Here is a 15624-nt window from a genome sequence, read left to right as displayed (position 1 = left end):
TTGCTGGCAGAAGCGCTGGAGCACCTGGTCCGGGGAATCGTCGATTCCCCTGATGACGTCAAGGTCAGTTCAAAGAGCAACCGCCGCGGGGACACCCTCGAGGTGCGCGTTCACCAGGACGACCTTGGACGGGTGATTGGCCGGCAGGGCCGGACGGCGCGCGCTTTGCGCACCGTCGTGGCGGCGCTGGCCGGCGGCGAACCGGTAAGGGTCGACGTCGTCGACACCGACCGCCGCCGCTGAGCGCTCGGCAACATTCAGTTCCTGCTCCGGCCCCTCCACCACTAGGTGGAGGGGCCGGAGTGCTTTACCAAGAAAAAGCTCCAACAGAACCACAACCCGGAAACAGAGGAACAGATGCAGCTTCAGGTAGCACGGATTGGCAAGCCGCACGGCATTCGCGGGGAAGTCACGGTCCAGGTGCTGACCGACGCTCCGGAGGACCGCTTCGTCCCCGGCACGGAGTTTCTTGTCGAGCCCGCGGCGTCCGGTCCGCTGACGGTAAGCAGCGCGCGCTGGAACAAGGACATCCTGCTCCTCGGTTTCGAGGAAGTGGCGGACCGCAACACGGCCGAAACCCTCCGCGGCGCCAAGCTGTTCATCGAAACGGAAGAACTTGACGGGGACGACGACGAGGGCTGGTACGAACACGAACTCGTCGGCCTGGAGGCACGGGTCGGAACACGGGTGGTGGGCAAGGTGACGGCACTGAACACCATGCCCGTCCAGGACCTGCTTCTGGTGACTACCCCGGAAGGGGCTGAAATCCTCGTCCCGTTCGTTGAGCAAATCGTCCCCGAGGTCAACATTGAGGAAGGCTTCATCGTCCTGACCCCGCCGGACGGCCTGTTCGAACTCAACGCCGACGACGCCGCCCCCTCCGCAACGGAAGGCACTGACTAGATGCGGATCGACGTCGTCAGCATCTTTCCCGAGTACCTTGCTCCGCTGGACCTCTCCCTGATTGGCAAGGCGCGGCAGGACGGCATCCTGGACCTTCACGTCCACGACCTGCGCAGCTTCACCACTGACAAGCACCGCTCCGTCGACGACACCCCGTACGGCGGCGGCGCCGGGATGGTCATGAAGCCCGAACCCTGGGCGCAGGCACTCTCCGCCGTCGCGGAAGGACGTCCGGACCCGGCACGCCGGCCCGTGTTGATCGTCCCATCCCCTGCAGGTGAACGTTTTACCCAGGCCCTCGCGTACGAACTGGCGGAGGAGCCGCACCTGGCTTTTGCCTGCGGCCGGTACGAAGGCATTGACGAGCGGGTCATCGAATGGGCGCAGGAGCACTTCACTGTCCGGCCCGTCAGCCTCGGTGACTACGTGCTCAACGGCGGGGAAGTGGCCGTCCTGGCCATGGTCGAAGCCATCGGCAGGCTGCTTCCCGGCGTGGTGGGCAACCCCGAATCCCTCGTGGAGGAGTCCCACTCCGACGGGCTCCTGGAATACCCCGTCTACACCAAGCCTTCTGTCTGGCGCGACCGGGAGGTGCCCCCTGTCCTGCTCAGCGGCAACCACGGCCGGATTGCGCAGTGGCGGCGCCACGAACAATACCGCCGGACAGCCCAGCGCCGGCCGGACCTGCTTGAGGAATTCGACGCCGGCAGCCTGCCGCGTGCCGACCGCACCGAACTGCACAGCCTGGGCTACGACATCGTGGACGGAAGGCTGGTGCGTCGCCCGGATGCGGCGGCCGGTGGACAGGACTGATCCCGCCGGAATTGGCGTAACCCTGCCGCTGTGGCAAAATTAAGCTTTGTGTCTGCTGGGTCCGCACCTGCCACAGGGGGTAGCGCGGCCAACAGCCGGACAACCGGCCCGTCAATCCTTGAAGAGGCCGGACCACTTTTTCTTCGGCGGTGAGACCCGGCCTGCCTACCAGCAGCCGGACTTGACCGCCGTGACCCAAAGTGAATGACCTGTGGCGTTCACCAGGAGTGCAATCATGCATATTCTCGATTCCGTCGATGCAGCCTCGCTGCGCAACGATGTTCCCGAATTCCGCGCGGGTGACACCCTCAAGGTGCACGTGAACATCATCGAAGGCAAGAACACCCGTGTCCAGGTATTCCAGGGCTTCGTCCTGGGCCGCCAGGGCGACGGCGTGCGCGAAACCTTCACGGTCCGCAAGGTTTCCTTCGGTGTCGGTGTGGAGCGTACCTTCCCGGTGCACTCCCCGATCATCGAAAAGATCGAGGTTGTCACCAAGGGTGACGTCCGCCGCGCCAAGCTGTACTACATGCGTGCGCTGCGTGGCAAGGCCGCCAAGATCAAGGAAAAGCGCGACTTCAGCTCCGCCAAGTAAGTCCTCCCGGACTTGCTGCCAGGCAGGAGCCCGGCCGTAGCCGGCAAACGCCGGAGCAATGCACCAGCGCCAGGATACGGACCATGCACCAGACAAAACGCCAGCCCCGCAAAAAGGGCTGGCGTTTTGTTGTGGTGGCCCTGCTCCTCGCGGCCACCATCAGCGGACTGGTCCGGTCCCTCTGGCTGGATGTCTACTTCATCCCGTCCGATTCCATGGAACCGCTCCTGCAGGGCGGGGACCGCATCCTGGTGTCCCGCACCGATTTCCAGGGCGAACCGATCAGGCACGGCGACGTGGTTGTCTTTGACGGCCGCGGCAGCTTTGCGCCCCTCAACAGCGGCAAGGGCCCTGTGGTGGACGCCGCCGCTTCGGCCCTGCAATGGGTCGGGCTCACAGGCAGTGACACCACCTACGTCAAGCGCGTCATAGGCCTCCCCGGTGACGCCGTGGCCTGCTGCGATGCCGGCGGGCACGTCACCGTCAATGGAGCCGCCCTGGACGAGCCCTACATCTTCCCCGGGGACGCCCCGAGCACCCAAAAGTTCAGCGTGGTGGTCCCGCAGGGCAGGCTCTGGCTGATGGGGGACCACCGCTCCGTGTCCGCCGATTCGCGCAGCCTGCTGGGTGCCCCCGGCGGCGGCCTGGTCCCGGTGGACCGGGTGATCGGCCGGCCGGTCCGGATCCTTTGGCCCCTTGATAGATTTGCTCCAGTAGCACGGCCGCCCGCAGCGGTGCCCACAACACAGAACGGACGGTAAATGCCCGAGAACCAAGCGCGGAACCCCGACCCGCGCCACGACGGCCCCGCAGAGACACCGGCCGTTCCAGCCTCCGGGACCCCTGACGCCGGTGAAACAGCCGGCACCGTCCACCGGCGCAACCGGCCGGCGTCGAAAGCCGCCGCAAAGTCCAGCGGCAACCCGCTGCTGGGATGGCTGAAGGAAATCGCCACCGTCGTGGTGATCGCGGTGGTGCTGTCCTTCCTGATCAAGACCTTCCTGTTCCGGGCCTTCTTCATCCCCTCGGAGTCCATGGTGAACACCCTGGACGTCGATGACCGGATCTTCGTCAACCTCCTGGTGCCGGAGCCCTTCGCACTCAGCCGGGGCGACGTGGTGGTATTCCGCGACACCAAGGGCTGGCTGCCGCCCGCCCCGGCCAAGGAACAGGGCCCGTTCACCTGGGTCCAGGACGGCCTGACTTTCGTCGGACTCCTGCCGGACAACACGGACCAGCACCTCGTCAAGCGTGTCATCGGGCTCCCCGGCGACCACGTGGTGTGCTGCGACGCCGGCGGTAAACTGACCATCAACGGAACCGCCATCGACGAGACCTACATCAATCCCGCCGAGGTCCCGCAGGTCCGCAACTTCGACGTCACCGTCCCGGAAGGCAAGGTGTGGGTGATGGGCGACAACCGCAACCACTCAGCCGATTCCCGTGCCCACATGGAGACCGACGGCGGATTCATCGACCTGAAGGACCTGGAAGGCAAGGCCGCCGTCATCGCCTGGCCGCTGAACCGGATCAAGACACTGGACAACTATCCGGATGTCTTCAAGAACGTCCCGGCGGCGCGCTGACCATGTCCTCCGCGGTGCAGGCCCCGCCGGCGGCCACGTCACGTTCCGGTACCAAGCCAGCCGCCCGTGGCGGCAAGGCTCCCACCCTGCGGCATGAGCGCACGTTCAAGGCCCAGGGCATCCGGTTGCTGGCCGGAGTGGACGAGGTGGGCCGCGGCGCCCTTGCCGGACCCGTCAGCGTGGGCATTGCCGTGGTGGACGTGGAACGCCAAAAGCCGTTGGCCGGCGTGCGGGACAGCAAACTCCTCAGCCCCGCGGAACGCGAACGGCTGGATCCCCTGGTACGGCGCTGGAGCGTGGCCTCGGCTGTGGGGCACGCAACCGCCGTCGAGATCGATTCTCTCGGCATCATCGCCGCCCTGCGGCTCGCCGGAACCCGTGCCTGGCTCAGCATCCTCGGCGCCGGCGTCGTTCCGGACGCCGTGCTGCTGGATGGGAGCCACAACTGGCTTTCCCCGGCGGAACAGCCCTCCCTGTTCGACCAGCCCGTGGTCGAGGCCTCCTGTAACGCGCCCGTCCACACCAAGGTAAAGGCGGACATGCAGTGCCTCAGCGTGGCGGCCGCGAGCGTCATTGCCAAGGTGGAACGGGACCGCATCATGCGCAGCCTGCACACCGAGTACCCGGATTACGGCTGGGACGTCAACAAGGGGTATGCCACCCGGACGCACCGCGACGTCCTGCGTGCCGCCGGGCCCACGCCCTACCACCGGGTCAGCTGGCGGCTGCTGGGCGGGGAACTGCAGGGTGTCGAGGTGCCCGACGGGGATGAACCGTTCGACGACTGACCCCGTCCCGCGGCGGCAGCCGTGCCGGACATGGTGCAAGATGGAAGCATGAGTGCTGAAGATCTTGAGAACTATGAAACCGACATGGAGCTTCAGCTCTATCGTGAGTACCGCGACGTCGTCGGCCTCTTCAGCTTCGTCGTCGAGACCGAGCGGCGCTTCTACCTCGCCAACCATGTGGACCTCCAGGCCCGCAGCGCTGACGGCGAAGTCTACTTCGACCTGACCCTCCAGGACGCCTGGGTATGGGACGTCTACCGCTCGGCGCGGTTCGTCAAGAGCGTCAGGGTCCTGACCTTCAAGGACGTCAACGTCGAGGAACTGCCCCGCAGCGAGGAACTGGCGCTGCCCAAGGACGTGGACCTGGGCAACTAGGACCTTCTCCACTTACCCTCCACAGAGGCCCCTGTCCACATACGGCAGGGGCCTACTGTCGTCCGCGGCCACCGGCCCGCAGGCTGGTTGCGGAGGTAGACATGAAATCGAAAGACCTGCTGGGCCGGCACGGCGAAGACCTTGCGGCCGGCCATCTTGAGACGCTGGGCATGCTGGTGGTGGAGCGCAACTGGAGGTGCGCTGAGGGCGAGATCGACATCGTTGCACTCGACGGCGACACGCTGGTCATCGCCGAAGTCAAGACCCGGCGCACCCTGGACTACGGCCATCCCTTCGAAGCCGTGGGCCCGGAAAAGCTGGCGCGGCTGCACCGCCTGGGCGCGGCGTGGTGCCGTGACCGGGAGCTGCGCATGCCGCTGCGCCGCGTGGACGTCATTGCTGTCGTTGACGACGGCGGCGGGGAACCCGTGGTGGAACACCTCAAGGGGGTGGGGTGATGGTGCTCGGCCGGACCTACTCCGTCGCCCTGGTGGGGCTCAACGGATACATGGTGGAGGTCGAGGCGGACATCGGCCAGACGCTGCCGGCCTTCGTCATCCTGGGGCTGCCCGATGCAGCCCTCAACGAAGCCAAGGAGCGCATCCGCTCGGCCGCAAAGAACTCCGGGATCCCCCTCAGCCGCAGGAAGATCACCGCAAACCTCATCCCCGCCTCGCTGCCCAAACGTGGCTCGGGGTTCGACCTGGCCGTCACCATGGCGGTGCTCAGGGCCGCGAACGACATCAAACCTACCGGACGCACCGTTTTCATCGCCGAGCTCGGGCTGGACGGCCGGTTACGGCCGGTCCGCGGCGTCCTGCCCGCGGTCATGGCAGCAGTGCAGGCCGGCTACCCGGACATCGTGGTGGCCCAGGCCAACCTTGCCGAGGCCTCCCTCGTCCCCGGGGCCAGGGTCCGCGGCTACCGCACGCTGGCCCGGCTGGCACTCGACTGCGGCGCCGATCCGCAGGAGCTTGCCCTCGACTTCGAACCGGACGACCCGGACGATGCCGGTGACGGCCCTGCGGCGGTGGGACCGTGCCCGGATATGGCGGATGTCTCCGGGCAGGGCGACGCACGCCGGGCGCTTGAGGTGGCCGCCGCCGGAGCCCACCATGTGCTGCTCACCGGGCCTCCAGGTGCCGGCAAGACCATGTTGGCCGAGCGCCTTCCCGGCCTCCTGCCCGACCTCGGCGACCACGAATCCATGGAGGTCACCGCCATCCACTCGCTGTGCGGCCTGCCGTCATCCACGGTCCAGCTGCTGCGGCGCCCACCGTTTGAGAATCCCCACCACTCAGCCACCGCAGCGGCCATCATCGGCGGCGGATCGGGGCTGCCCCGGCCTGGTGCCGCCTCCCGGGCCCATCGGGGCGTGCTGTTCCTCGACGAGGCGCCGGAATACGAACGCCGGGTGCTGGACGCCCTGCGGCAGCCGCTCGAGAGCGGGGAGCTGGTGATCCACCGGTCTGCCGGAACGGCAGCCTACCCGGCGAGGTTCCAGCTGGTGCTCGCCGCCAACCCCTGCCCCTGCGGGAAGGCCTCGGGCAAGGGGCTTGAGTGCACGTGTACGCCCATGATGCGCCGCCGCTACCTCGCCAGGATGTCCGGTCCGCTGCTGGACCGGGTGGATATCCAGCTGCAGGTGGAGCGGGTGTCGCTGGCGGAGTTCGGTCAGGCCAGAGCGGAGGAGGACACCGCTTCGGTGGCGGCCAGGGTGCGTGATGCCCGGGCCCGCCAGGCCGAACGGCTCGGCTGCTTTGGCCTGGAAACCAATTCGCAGGTGCCGGGCCGCATCCTGCGCGGCGAACTGCGGCTGCCCCCGGCCGCCACCCGAATCCTTGACCAGTCCCTGGAGCGCGGTGTGTTGACCGCGCGGGGCTACGACCGCGTCCTGCGGCTGGCATGGACGCTGGCAGACCTTGGGCACCGGGAAGCGCCCGACTCCAACGACATCGGCCAGGCACTCGGCCTGCGACAGGCCGCCGCTGCCGCGGCATGAAAAGGATGGCAGCCATGAGCGAACTGAAGGATCCGCGGTGGAAGGAACCGGGCATGGACCAGGAACGGTTGGCGCGGGCCGCGCTTTCCCGGCTGATGGAACCGCAGGATGCCGCCGGCCTGGCCCTGGTGCAGATTGTGGGGGCAACGGACGCGCTACGCATCGCCACGGGCGGGATGGCAGCGGGGCCGGGGCTGGAGCACCGGATCACTTCCATGCTGGCCGAGAACGGAACCGGCAGCTGGGCGGGGCTTGCCGCGGCATTGAAGCGTTGGCAGCCGAGGATCCCCGACCTGGCACCTGAACGGGATCTGGCCACCATGGCCCGCATTGGCGGGCGGCTCATCATTCCCTCCGATGAACTGTGGCCGGCCCAGCTGGCCGACCTCGGAATCCAGGAACCCATCTGTCTGTGGTGGCGGGGCCAGGCGCAGCCACTGCCGGGGGCCGACAGGTGTATCGCCCTGGTGGGATCCCGGGACAGCACCAGCTATGGGGCGGCGGTCACGGGCGACCTCGCGTATTCGCTGGGGCAGCGCGGCTTCACAATTGTCTCCGGCGGAGCCTACGGAATCGACGCCCACGCCCACCGTGCCGCCCTCGCCGGCGGCACCTCCGCAGTACCCACGATTGCCGTGATGGCCGGGGGAGTGGACCGCTTCTACCCGTCAGGAAACGATGACCTCCTGCGCGCCGTGGCCAATCAGGGAGCGGTTCTGGCGGAGGTGCCGCCAGGATCGGCGCCCACGCGGTACCGCTTCCTCCAACGGAACCGCCTCATCGCGGCCCTCTCGTCGGTCACCGTTGTCGTGGAGGCCCGGTGGCGCTCGGGGGCCTTGAATACGGCGCACCACGCAGAAACCCTGGGCCGTGCCGTCGGTGCCGTTCCGGGTTCAGTCCACAGTGCCAACTCCGCGGGCTGCCACCGGCTTCTCCGCGACGGGGGAGCAGTCTGCGTGACTGACGCCGCGGAAGTTGCCGAGCTCGCCTCGCCCAGCGGAACGTCCCTGCCCGATCACAGGACGGGAGAGGCGGCGGTGCAGGATGGGCTGACGCTTGAGGACCTGATCCTGCTGGATGCCCTGCCGCTTCGCTCCACCACGTCGGTGGAAAAGCTGTCGGCCGTAGCGGGGCTGGGGCTGGAGTCGGTGCGGGCGGGCCTGGGCAGGCTGGGGCTGCTGGGCCTGGCGGTGTCGGAACGGGGTGGGTGGAAACGCGGCAAGGCATGACCGTGTCGCCCATGGCTGGAGGCGCCGCAACTGGGAAAGTAGAGGAGTGGAAGATGGAGAACTGCCCGCGGAACTCGGCAAGGCGCTGGACGCATTCGCCGGCTACCTGTCGGGGGAACGCGCAGTGTCCGCGCACACCAGGCGCGCCTACCTGGGCGACCTGCGCAGCCTCCTGGCCCATGCAGCATCGGACGGCGTCGCAGGGCTGAAAGACCTTGAGCTCGGCCACTTCCGCCGCTGGCTCGGCAGCCAAAGTACCGCCGGCGCCTCGCGGGCCACGTTGGCACGCCGGTCCGCCACGGCACGGGCATTCACCGCCTGGGCGCTCCGGGAGGACCTGATGGACGTGGACCCTGCCCTGCGCCTGAAGGCGCCCAAACGGGAGGGATCCCTGCCCGTCGTCCTGCAGGCATCCCAGCTGACGCGCCTGCTGGACGGACTGGACGCCGCGGCTGCTGCGGGCGAGCCACTGGCCGTGCGGAACCGGGCCATCGTGGAGCTCCTCTACGCCACGGGCGTCCGGGTGGGTGAACTCGCCGGGCTCGACATCGACGACCTCGACCCGGACCGCCGCACGCTGCGGGTCATCGGCAAGGGCAACAAGGAACGCACGGTCCCGTTTGGCGTTCCTGCCGCGGTAGCCATTGACGACTGGCTCCGGCGTGGCCGTCCGGCGCTGGCGAAAGACTCCAGCGGGCCCGCCCTTTTCCTGGGCGCACGGGGCAAGCGGGTGGACCAGCGCCAGGTCCGCGCCCTGGTCAACGTCCTGTTCGAGGCACTGGGCGATACGTCCGCCTCCGGCCCGCACGCCCTGCGGCATTCGGCGGCCACGCATCTGCTCGACGGCGGAGCAGACCTTCGTGCCGTGCAGGAGATCCTTGGCCACAGCAGCCTCGCCACCACCCAGATCTACACCCACGTCTCGGTCGACCGGCTGCGCAGGAGTTACCAGCAGGCCCATCCAAGGGCCTGATGGTGTGGCTAATCGCACTGGCGTAATTCCACGGGGTACGGCACAATAAGAGTCACGTCCGGCAACTTTCAAGTGCCGCTTGAAGCTCCCCGGAGCTTTCGGCGGCAGTGCAAGTCCGGACACAGCTACATTTGATACATCTAAATACAGGCAGGGAAACACCGCCGCAGTGCAGGGCACGGCAGTTCCATCCAGGCAGAGGTCGTTGGGGAAGACGTACCTAGAGCTATGGAGGATGGAATGTCTGTTGCAATGACCCGCGGTGTACTGTTCGTTCACTCGGCCCCTACGGCGCTGTGCCCCCACGTTGAGTGGGCGGTTGGTGCCGTGGTGGACAAGCGGACGGACCTTGAGTGGACCCCGCAGCCTGCGGCGCCCGGAATGTTCCGGGCGGAGTTGTCCTGGACCGGAACCCCCGGCACGGGATCAAAACTGGCGTCCTGCCTTCGCGGTTGGGCGCACCTCCGTTATGAAGTAACGGAGGAGCCGAGCCACGGCGTTGACGGCGGCCGCTGGTCGCACACCCCTGAGCTGGGTATCTTCCATGCCGTTACTGACGTTCATGGCAACATCATGGTCTCCGAGGACCGGATCCGGTATGCCTATGAGTCGGGCGCAGGCGACCCCGCTGCCGTGTACCACGAACTTTCCCTCGCGTTGGGCGAAGCCTGGGACGAGGAACTTGAACCGTTCCGCCACGCTGCCGAGGGCGCCCCGGTGCGCTGGCTGCACCAGGTGGGCTGACCGCCGTCGTCCGTTCCACCCCTGGCCGGCCGCCGACGTTCTCCGGCGCGGCAGTCCACTGAACCCCTCCATAGCACAAAGGAGGCCCCGCCAAGCCGGCGGGGCCTCCTTTGGTGTCCGGGCGTCTTCCCTGGCGGGCTAGATGCTGCGGATGGCCACGACGGCGTTGTGGCCGCCGAAACCGAAGGAGTTGCTCAGTGCCACGATGTTCCCTGCAGGAAGGTCGCGGGCGGAGGTGACCACGTCGAGCGGGATCTCCGGGTCCTGGTTTTCGAGGTTGATGGTGACCGGCGCCTTGCGTTCGTGGACGGCAAGAACGGTCAGGACGGCCTCAACCGCGCCCGAGGCGCCCAGGAGGTGGCCCATCTGGGACTTGGTGGCGGAGACAGCCACGTTGTCCACGTGGGTACCCAGTGCCGCGCGCAGGGCCGTGTACTCCGGCTTGTCGCCCACGGGGGTGGACGTGGCGTGGGCGTTGACGTGCACCACGTCCTCTGCCTGAATGCGGCCATCGAACATGGCAGCCTTGAGCGCGCGGGTGGCGCCAAGCCCTTCGGGGTCCGGGGCGGTGATGTGGTAGGCGTCCGCGGTTACGGACGTTCCGGCCAGTTCGGCGTAGATCCGTGCTCCACGGGCCAGGGCGTGCTCCTCGGCCTCCAGGACCAGGGCGCCGGCGCCTTCGCCCATGACGAAGCCGTCGCGGCCGGTGTCGTACGGGCGGGAGGCGCCCTGGGGATCGTCGTTGCGGCGGGACAGGGCCTGCATGGAGGCAAACGCTGCCAGCGGCATGGGGTGGATGGCGGCTTCCGCACCGCCGCACATGACCACGTCAGCCTTGCCGGAGCGGATGAGCTCCAGGCCAAGGTGCATGGCTTCGGTGCCGGAGGCGCAGGCTGACACGGGGGTGTGGGCACCGGCCCGGGCACCCAGGTCCAGGCTGACGGCGGCAGCAACGCCGTTGGGCATCAGCATGGGAACGGTCATGGGCAGGACGCGGCGCGGACCCTTTTCCTTCAGCGTGTCCCAGGCATCCAGCAGCGTCCAAACCCCGCCAATGCCGGTGGCGAATGCAACGGCCAGGCGGTCCTGGTCGAACTCGGTGATGCCGGAGTCAGCCCAGGCCTCGCGGGCAGCGATGACGCCGAACTGGGTCGAGGGGTCCATCCGCTTGGCTTCAACGCGGGACAGCACGTCCAGGGCAGGGGTGCTGCACCGGGCGGCGAAGTGGACGGGGAGTTCGTACTTGGCGACCCAGTCGTCCTCCAGGGTGCGGGCACCGGAGACCCCCTTAAGGGCGTTGTTCCACATGGTGGGTACATCGCCGCCGATGGGCGTGGTGGCACCCAGACCGGTAATGACTACTTTGCGTGTCATGGGATCACTCTTTCGTCGGTGGGGAATCCGCCTGCGCCTGTCGCAGGGTCCCGCACATGTTGATGATCGGCCAGTCCCGGTCCGGGTACTGTGCCGGATAAATGCGGCGGGCTGCCAGTCCGGTCAGTCCGGACCGGCAGCCCTGCCAAGCCGTGAGACGGCAGAGACCTGTGACTAGGCCTGTGCTCCGGCGATGAAGCTGACGGCGTCGCCAACGGTCTTGAGGTTCTTGACCTCTTCGTCCGGGATGCGCACGCCGAACTTTTCCTCGGCGTTGACCACGATGGTCATCATGGAGATGGAGTCGATGTCCAGGTCCTCAGTGAAGGACTTGTCCAGCTCGACAGCCTCGGGGGCCAGGCCGGTCTCTTCGTTGACGATTTCAGCCAAGCCGGCCAGGATCTCTTCGTTGCTAGCCATTGGTGGCTCCTTTTCTTGTATTGCCGGCAGGGGCTGCCGGAAACGGTCCGGGCCGCGGTTGCGGCCCTTGGTCGTATCTAGGGAAGGACAATTACCTGTGCGCCGAAGACCAGCCCGGCGCCGAACCCGATCTGCAGGGCCAGCCCGCCGCTCAGTTCCGGGTTCTCCTGCAGGAGACGGTGCGTTGCCAGCGGGATGGATGCAGCGGAGGTGTTGCCGGCGTCGGCAATGTCCCGTGCCACTGTAACCGTCTCGGGCAGCTTCAGCTTCTTAACCATTTCATCGATGATGCGCATGTTGGCCTGGTGCGGGATGAAGGCAACCAGGTCCTCAGCCTCGATGCCGGCGGCGTCGAGTGCCTGCTGGGCCACCTTGGCCATTTCCCACACGGCCCAGCGGAACACCGTCTGGCCATCCTGTCGCAGCGTGGGATACAGCTCCTGGGCTTCTTCCAGGAGTGCGAGGTCGCCGGTGGAGTCGGACTGGCGTGCCGCCAGGCCCAGGTCGCGGACGTCAAGGAGGGACCGGGTCATGCCGATGGCGTCCCACTTGCTGCCGTCCGAGCCCCACACGGAGGGAGCGATACCGGGGGTGTCGGAAGGACCGATGACCACGGCGCCGGCACCGTCGCCGAGCAGGAAGGAGATGGTTCGTTCCCGGTTGTCGATGACGTCGGAGAGTTTCTCGGCGCCAACCACCAGGACGTACTTTGCGGTGCCGGAGCGGACCAGTGCGTCGGCCTGCGCGATTCCGTAGCAGTAACCGGCGCAGGCGGCGGAGATGTCAAAGGCAGGGGCGGGGGTGGCGCCGATGCGGTCCGCCAGGCTCGCGGCCGCGGAGGGAGTGGCGTACGGGTGGGTGACGGTGGAGACAATGACGGCGCCGAGCTGCGAGCCGTCGATCCCCGCTTTCTCCATGGCTTCCCGGGCGGCGCCTTCAGCCATGTCAATGACGCTGACGTCGGCAGGAGCCCGGTGGCGGGTCACAATGCCGGTCCGCTGGCGGATCCATTCGTCCGAGGAGTCAATCCACTGGCAGACGTCCTCATTGGTGACGATGACGTCGGGCCGGTAGGCCCCGAGGCCAAGGATGCGGGTGTTCTCCTGAATGGGAGCCTGCTTCAGCGTGGGAACGCTCATGCGTCGCCCTCCAGTTCTGCAAAGAGCGCCAGTGCGGCGGACAGGTCATCAGGTGTCTTGACTGCGACGGTTTTGACACCGGGCATGCCGCGCTTGGCGAGGCCGGCCAGCGTGCCGGCCGGAGCAAGCTCGATCAAGCCCGTCACGCCCCGGCTGGCCATGGTCTCCATGCACAGGTCCCAGCGGACCGGGCGGGACACCTGGGCGATGAGGCTTTCGACGGCGGCACCACCGTCGGTGACTTCGCCGCCGTCGTAATTCGACAGCAAAGGCACCTTCGGTGCAAGCGGGTTCAGCTCCGGTTCAAGCGCCTTCAGCGCGTCCACCGCGGGAGCCATGTGGCTGGTGTGGAACGCGCCTGCCACCTTCAGCGGGATGACGCGTGCCTTGGCCGGCGGGTTGTCCGCCAGGGCCTTCAGCTGTTCGAAGGTCCCGGCCGCCACGGTCTGTCCTGCACCGTTGACATTGGCAGGGGCCGCACCGGAAGCCTCGATGGCCGCCAGCACTTCGGCAGGGTCGCCGCCAACAACGGCGCTCATGCCGGTGGGGGTGACCGCAGCCGCAGCGGCCATGCTGTTGGCACGTTCGCGGACAAAGGTCATTGCTTCCTGCTCCGTCAGTACGCCGGCGAGGGCGGCTGCCGTGATTTCACCGACGGAATGGCCGGCCAGGATCACGGGGAGGGAATTGAGTTCGACGTCGAAGAGGGAGGCCGCGGTCACCAGGCCGGCGGCGACGATCAGGGGCTGCGCCACGGCAGTGTCCTTGATGGTTTCCTCGTCGGAGGTGGTCCCGTGGGCGATCAGGTCGATGCCTGCGATGTCGCTCAAGGCGGCCAGCTGGCCTGCCACCGAAGGAAGTTCCAGCCAGGGGGCCAGAAAACCCGGGGTCTGTGAGCCCTGTCCAGGGCAGACTATTGCAAGCACGTAACCAGCTTTCCAAATTACTGTGTGATCCAGCGGTGTTTCACCGCACCAAGCTCACGGGGTCAGGTTGTAGGAAGTCTACAATGCCTTAGGGCTGGTTCCGGGACACTTGGCGCTCCGTGGCGGCCTTCGGCGGAGCCGACAGGCGGCCCACCACCAGCGCGGCCTGCAGCACGAAGGCCTCCCTGGGCAGCAGCGGATCCCAGCCCGTGACGTCGCAGACGCGCTTCAGGCGGTAGCGCACCGTATTCGCGTGGACGAAGAGTTCGCGTGCCGTGGCCTCCAGGGAATGGCCCAGCTCCAGGTAGGTTCCCAGGGTTTCCACGAGCCCGTTGGAAGCCGCCAGGAGCGGCCGGTAAATGTTCTTGACCAACGAGCGGCGGGCTGCGTCGTCACCGGAGATGACCCGTTCCGGCAGCAGGTCGTCGGCGGCCACGGGGCGCGGCGCCGAGGGCCAGGCGCGTGCGGCGGTCAACCCTGCAAAGGCCGACTGGGCAGAGCCGCTGGCTTCCACCAGCGAGCTGGCCTCCGGGCCGTAGACCACAGGTCCGGGGGCGAACATGTCACTGAGCTTCACGTAGGCGGTTTCGCGGTCCTGCACGCCGCCCAGGATCAGGATGAGGCGGTCGCCCTGGATCCCCACGAGCGCGTCCTCGGCATACCGGCCGGCGATCCGCCGCAGTTCACTGACGTAGCTGGCACTGGGTTCGGACGGCGAATTCCCCACCATCACGGTGAAGCGCTCCTGGGCCTTCCAGCCAAGCGCTGCGATGCGGGAGCGCAGGGCATCGGTGTTTTCACCGCGCAGGATCGCATCCACGATCAGGGCTTCCAGGCGGGTGTCCCAGGAACCGCGGGACTCCGCGGCCCGCGCGTAGACGTCGGCGGCGGCGAAAGCCACCTCCCTGGAATAGCGCAGGACCGCTTCACGCAGGGAGGGCTGGTCGGCTTCCGGCGCAATGACCGGAACCTGGTCCTCCACCACTTCCACCACGATCCTGATCAGCTGCAACGCCTTCTGCAGGCTGATCGAGCGGGTCAATTCCGTGGGCGCTGTGCCAAAGACGTCCGTAAGGATCCATGACGGGGAACTGGGCCGCTCGTACCACGTAACGAATGCCGCGATGCCGTTCTGCGCCACCATGCCCAGCGCGGACCGCTCATCCGCACTCAGCCGGCTGTACCACGGCAGGGACTGCTCGAGTTTGCGCATGGTGCTGGTGGACAGCTGACCCACATTGGCGCGAAGCTGCTTGAGGGTCTCGGACTTCTCCGGAGTGACCTTCGGCGGGGCCGGTTTCCGCTTCTGGGACGGGCTGGCTGGTGCTGGCATTCTTTGAGCATACGGCCACCGCCGCGCAAGCTCCATTTGTGCGAAGGCTACAATCCGGCTTGTCGCGGCTCACAGCGTCCCGGCCCCGTTCCGGCAACGAACGACGGCGGCCCCCTCCTTGTGGAGGGGACCGCCGTCGTTCAGTGCTGGCGTCCGCAGCTGCCGGGGTGGCTAAGCCTCGCCGCCCGCGTTGCCGGTGGTGCCGGCGTTGACGTTGAGCAGCTTGTACTTCTCAATCGCCTTCACCGGGGCGTCCACGTCCACTTCGCCGCGGCGCGCCAGCATTTCAAGGGCGCGCACCACGATGGAGTGGGTGTCGTTCTTGAAGTAGCGGCGGGCTGCTGCGCGGGTGTCGGAGAAGCCGAAGCCGTCGGCGCCGAGGGTGGCGAATTCGTTGGGGACGAATTGCCGGATTTGGTCCGGG

Annotated in this window: 19 protein-coding genes; 13 read left to right on the top strand and 6 right to left on the bottom strand. The window is 67.4% G+C overall.

The genetic code is table 11. The features are described from left to right. The 13 genes from PUN71_RS02925 (at position 1) to PUN71_RS02865 (ending at position 10008) form a co-directional block, all read left to right on the top strand. Positions 1 to 243: an RNA-binding protein gene (locus tag PUN71_RS02925; protein WP_013601399.1), complete on the top strand. Its 243-nt coding sequence runs from the start codon at positions 1 to 3 to the stop codon at positions 241 to 243. Positions 244 to 357: 114 nt separating this feature from the next. Next, entirely contained in the window at positions 358 to 903 is a 546-nt protein-coding gene (gene rimM / locus PUN71_RS02920) for a ribosome maturation factor RimM (protein ID WP_156133882.1), read from the top strand. Further along, positions 904 to 1716, top strand: a complete 813-nt coding sequence (gene trmD / locus PUN71_RS02915) for a tRNA (guanosine(37)-N1)-methyltransferase TrmD (RefSeq protein ID WP_043453172.1) — start codon at positions 904 to 906, stop codon at positions 1714 to 1716. A gap of 235 nt (positions 1717 to 1951) precedes the next feature. After that, the gene (rplS, locus tag PUN71_RS02910; protein WP_018768283.1) at positions 1952 to 2311 is read left to right on the top strand and encodes a 50S ribosomal protein L19; all 360 of its coding nucleotides are present in this window, start codon (positions 1952 to 1954) and stop codon (positions 2309 to 2311) included. Positions 2312 to 2394: 83 nt separating this feature from the next. Beyond that, complete coding sequence (lepB, locus tag PUN71_RS02905) at positions 2395 to 3072, top strand: signal peptidase I (RefSeq protein ID WP_277797300.1); 678 nt, start codon at positions 2395 to 2397, stop codon at positions 3070 to 3072. Continuing rightward, positions 3073 to 3897, top strand: a complete 825-nt coding sequence (gene lepB, locus PUN71_RS02900; RefSeq protein WP_277797299.1) for a signal peptidase I — start codon at positions 3073 to 3075, stop codon at positions 3895 to 3897. It begins immediately after the preceding gene. A 2-nt stretch (positions 3898 to 3899) separates the two neighbouring features. Beyond that, positions 3900 to 4685 (top strand): ribonuclease HII, encoded by a 786-nt coding sequence (gene rnhB, locus PUN71_RS02895; protein ID WP_277797298.1) that lies wholly within the window; start codon positions 3900 to 3902, stop codon positions 4683 to 4685. A 48-nt stretch (positions 4686 to 4733) separates the two neighbouring features. Beyond that, positions 4734 to 5060 (top strand): DUF2469 domain-containing protein, encoded by a 327-nt coding sequence (locus tag PUN71_RS02890; protein ID WP_043453166.1) that lies wholly within the window; start codon positions 4734 to 4736, stop codon positions 5058 to 5060. A 101-nt stretch (positions 5061 to 5161) separates the two neighbouring features. Further along, positions 5162 to 5518, top strand: a complete 357-nt coding sequence (locus PUN71_RS02885) for a YraN family protein (protein ID WP_043453164.1) — start codon at positions 5162 to 5164, stop codon at positions 5516 to 5518. Beyond that, positions 5518 to 7062 carry a YifB family Mg chelatase-like AAA ATPase gene (locus tag PUN71_RS02880; RefSeq protein WP_277797297.1) on the top strand — a complete coding sequence of 515 codons (1545 nt, stop codon included), beginning with the start codon at positions 5518 to 5520 and terminating at the stop codon, positions 7060 to 7062. The genes PUN71_RS02885 and PUN71_RS02880 overlap by 1 nt, the downstream gene beginning before the upstream one ends. 53 nt (positions 7063 to 7115) lie before the next feature. Continuing rightward, complete coding sequence (dprA, locus tag PUN71_RS02875) at positions 7116 to 8291, top strand: DNA-processing protein DprA (RefSeq protein ID WP_277797516.1); 1176 nt, start codon at positions 7116 to 7118, stop codon at positions 8289 to 8291. Between the two features lie 46 nt (positions 8292 to 8337). Beyond that, entirely contained in the window at positions 8338 to 9264 is a 927-nt protein-coding gene (locus tag PUN71_RS02870; protein ID WP_277797296.1) for a tyrosine recombinase XerC, read from the top strand. Positions 9265 to 9504: 240 nt separating this feature from the next. Continuing rightward, positions 9505 to 10008, top strand: coding sequence for a DUF3145 domain-containing protein (locus PUN71_RS02865; RefSeq protein ID WP_110540930.1), 504 nt, complete (start codon positions 9505 to 9507; stop codon positions 10006 to 10008). A 138-nt stretch (positions 10009 to 10146) separates the two neighbouring features. On the opposite strand, the gene PUN71_RS02860 is transcribed toward PUN71_RS02865, so the two are convergent. From PUN71_RS02860 to PUN71_RS02835, 6 genes are all read right to left on the bottom strand, one after another. Then, positions 10147 to 11382, bottom strand: coding sequence for a beta-ketoacyl-[acyl-carrier-protein] synthase family protein (locus tag PUN71_RS02860; protein ID WP_043453158.1), 1236 nt, complete (start codon positions 11380 to 11382; stop codon positions 10147 to 10149). Positions 11383 to 11556: 174 nt separating this feature from the next. Further along, a complete protein-coding gene (locus tag PUN71_RS02855) occupies positions 11557 to 11802 on the bottom strand; it encodes an acyl carrier protein (RefSeq protein WP_009359314.1) in 246 nt (81 codons plus the stop codon). A 77-nt stretch (positions 11803 to 11879) separates the two neighbouring features. After that, positions 11880 to 12941, bottom strand: coding sequence for a beta-ketoacyl-ACP synthase III (locus PUN71_RS02850; RefSeq protein ID WP_043453156.1), 1062 nt, complete (start codon positions 12939 to 12941; stop codon positions 11880 to 11882). Then, positions 12938 to 13867, bottom strand: coding sequence for an ACP S-malonyltransferase (locus PUN71_RS02845; RefSeq protein ID WP_205622261.1), 930 nt, complete (start codon positions 13865 to 13867; stop codon positions 12938 to 12940). Before PUN71_RS02845 ends, PUN71_RS02850 begins: the two co-directional genes overlap by 4 nt. An 88-nt stretch (positions 13868 to 13955) precedes the next feature. Next, positions 13956 to 15200 carry a PucR family transcriptional regulator gene (locus PUN71_RS02840; RefSeq protein WP_277797295.1) on the bottom strand — a complete coding sequence of 415 codons (1245 nt, stop codon included), beginning with the start codon at positions 15198 to 15200 and terminating at the stop codon, positions 13956 to 13958. 171 nt (positions 15201 to 15371) lie between these two features. Beyond that, positions 15372 to 15624 (bottom strand): hypothetical protein (locus PUN71_RS02835; RefSeq protein ID WP_277797294.1); only part of this gene is annotated, 253 nt, incomplete at its 5' end.

Origin of the sequence: Arthrobacter sp. NQ7, from assembly GCF_029581595.2 — a bacterium.
GTDB classification, from domain to species: Bacteria; Actinomycetota; Actinomycetes; order Actinomycetales; family Micrococcaceae; genus Arthrobacter; species Arthrobacter phenanthrenivorans_B.
Note: the sequence above shows the minus strand (reverse complement) of the source record. Positions and strands in the feature narration are given on the sequence as shown.

Coding starts and splice junctions, on each gene's coding strand:
- lepB (WP_277797299.1), top strand. CDS start 3,073: ATGCCCGAGAACCAAGCGCGGAACCCCGACCCGCGCCACGACGGCCCC.
- PUN71_RS02880 (WP_277797297.1), top strand. CDS start 5,518: ATGGTGCTCGGCCGGACCTACTCCGTCGCCCTGGTGGGGCTCAACGGA.
- PUN71_RS02840 (WP_277797295.1), bottom strand. CDS start 15,200: ATGCCAGCACCAGCCAGCCCGTCCCAGAAGCGGAAACCGGCCCCGCCG.
- lepB (WP_277797300.1), top strand. CDS start 2,395: ATGCACCAGACAAAACGCCAGCCCCGCAAAAAGGGCTGGCGTTTTGTT.
- PUN71_RS02855 (WP_009359314.1), bottom strand. CDS start 11,802: ATGGCTAGCAACGAAGAGATCCTGGCCGGCTTGGCTGAAATCGTCAAC.
- PUN71_RS02865 (WP_110540930.1), top strand. CDS start 9,505: ATGTCTGTTGCAATGACCCGCGGTGTACTGTTCGTTCACTCGGCCCCT.
- rnhB (WP_277797298.1), top strand. CDS start 3,900: ATGTCCTCCGCGGTGCAGGCCCCGCCGGCGGCCACGTCACGTTCCGGT.
- PUN71_RS02890 (WP_043453166.1), top strand. CDS start 4,734: ATGAGTGCTGAAGATCTTGAGAACTATGAAACCGACATGGAGCTTCAG.
- PUN71_RS02850 (WP_043453156.1), bottom strand. CDS start 12,941: ATGAGCGTTCCCACGCTGAAGCAGGCTCCCATTCAGGAGAACACCCGC.
- rplS (WP_018768283.1), top strand. CDS start 1,952: ATGCATATTCTCGATTCCGTCGATGCAGCCTCGCTGCGCAACGATGTT.
- PUN71_RS02885 (WP_043453164.1), top strand. CDS start 5,162: ATGAAATCGAAAGACCTGCTGGGCCGGCACGGCGAAGACCTTGCGGCC.
- trmD (WP_043453172.1), top strand. CDS start 904: ATGCGGATCGACGTCGTCAGCATCTTTCCCGAGTACCTTGCTCCGCTG.
- PUN71_RS02860 (WP_043453158.1), bottom strand. CDS start 11,382: ATGACACGCAAAGTAGTCATTACCGGTCTGGGTGCCACCACGCCCATC.
- rimM (WP_156133882.1), top strand. CDS start 358: ATGCAGCTTCAGGTAGCACGGATTGGCAAGCCGCACGGCATTCGCGGG.
- dprA (WP_277797516.1), top strand. CDS start 7,116: ATGGACCAGGAACGGTTGGCGCGGGCCGCGCTTTCCCGGCTGATGGAA.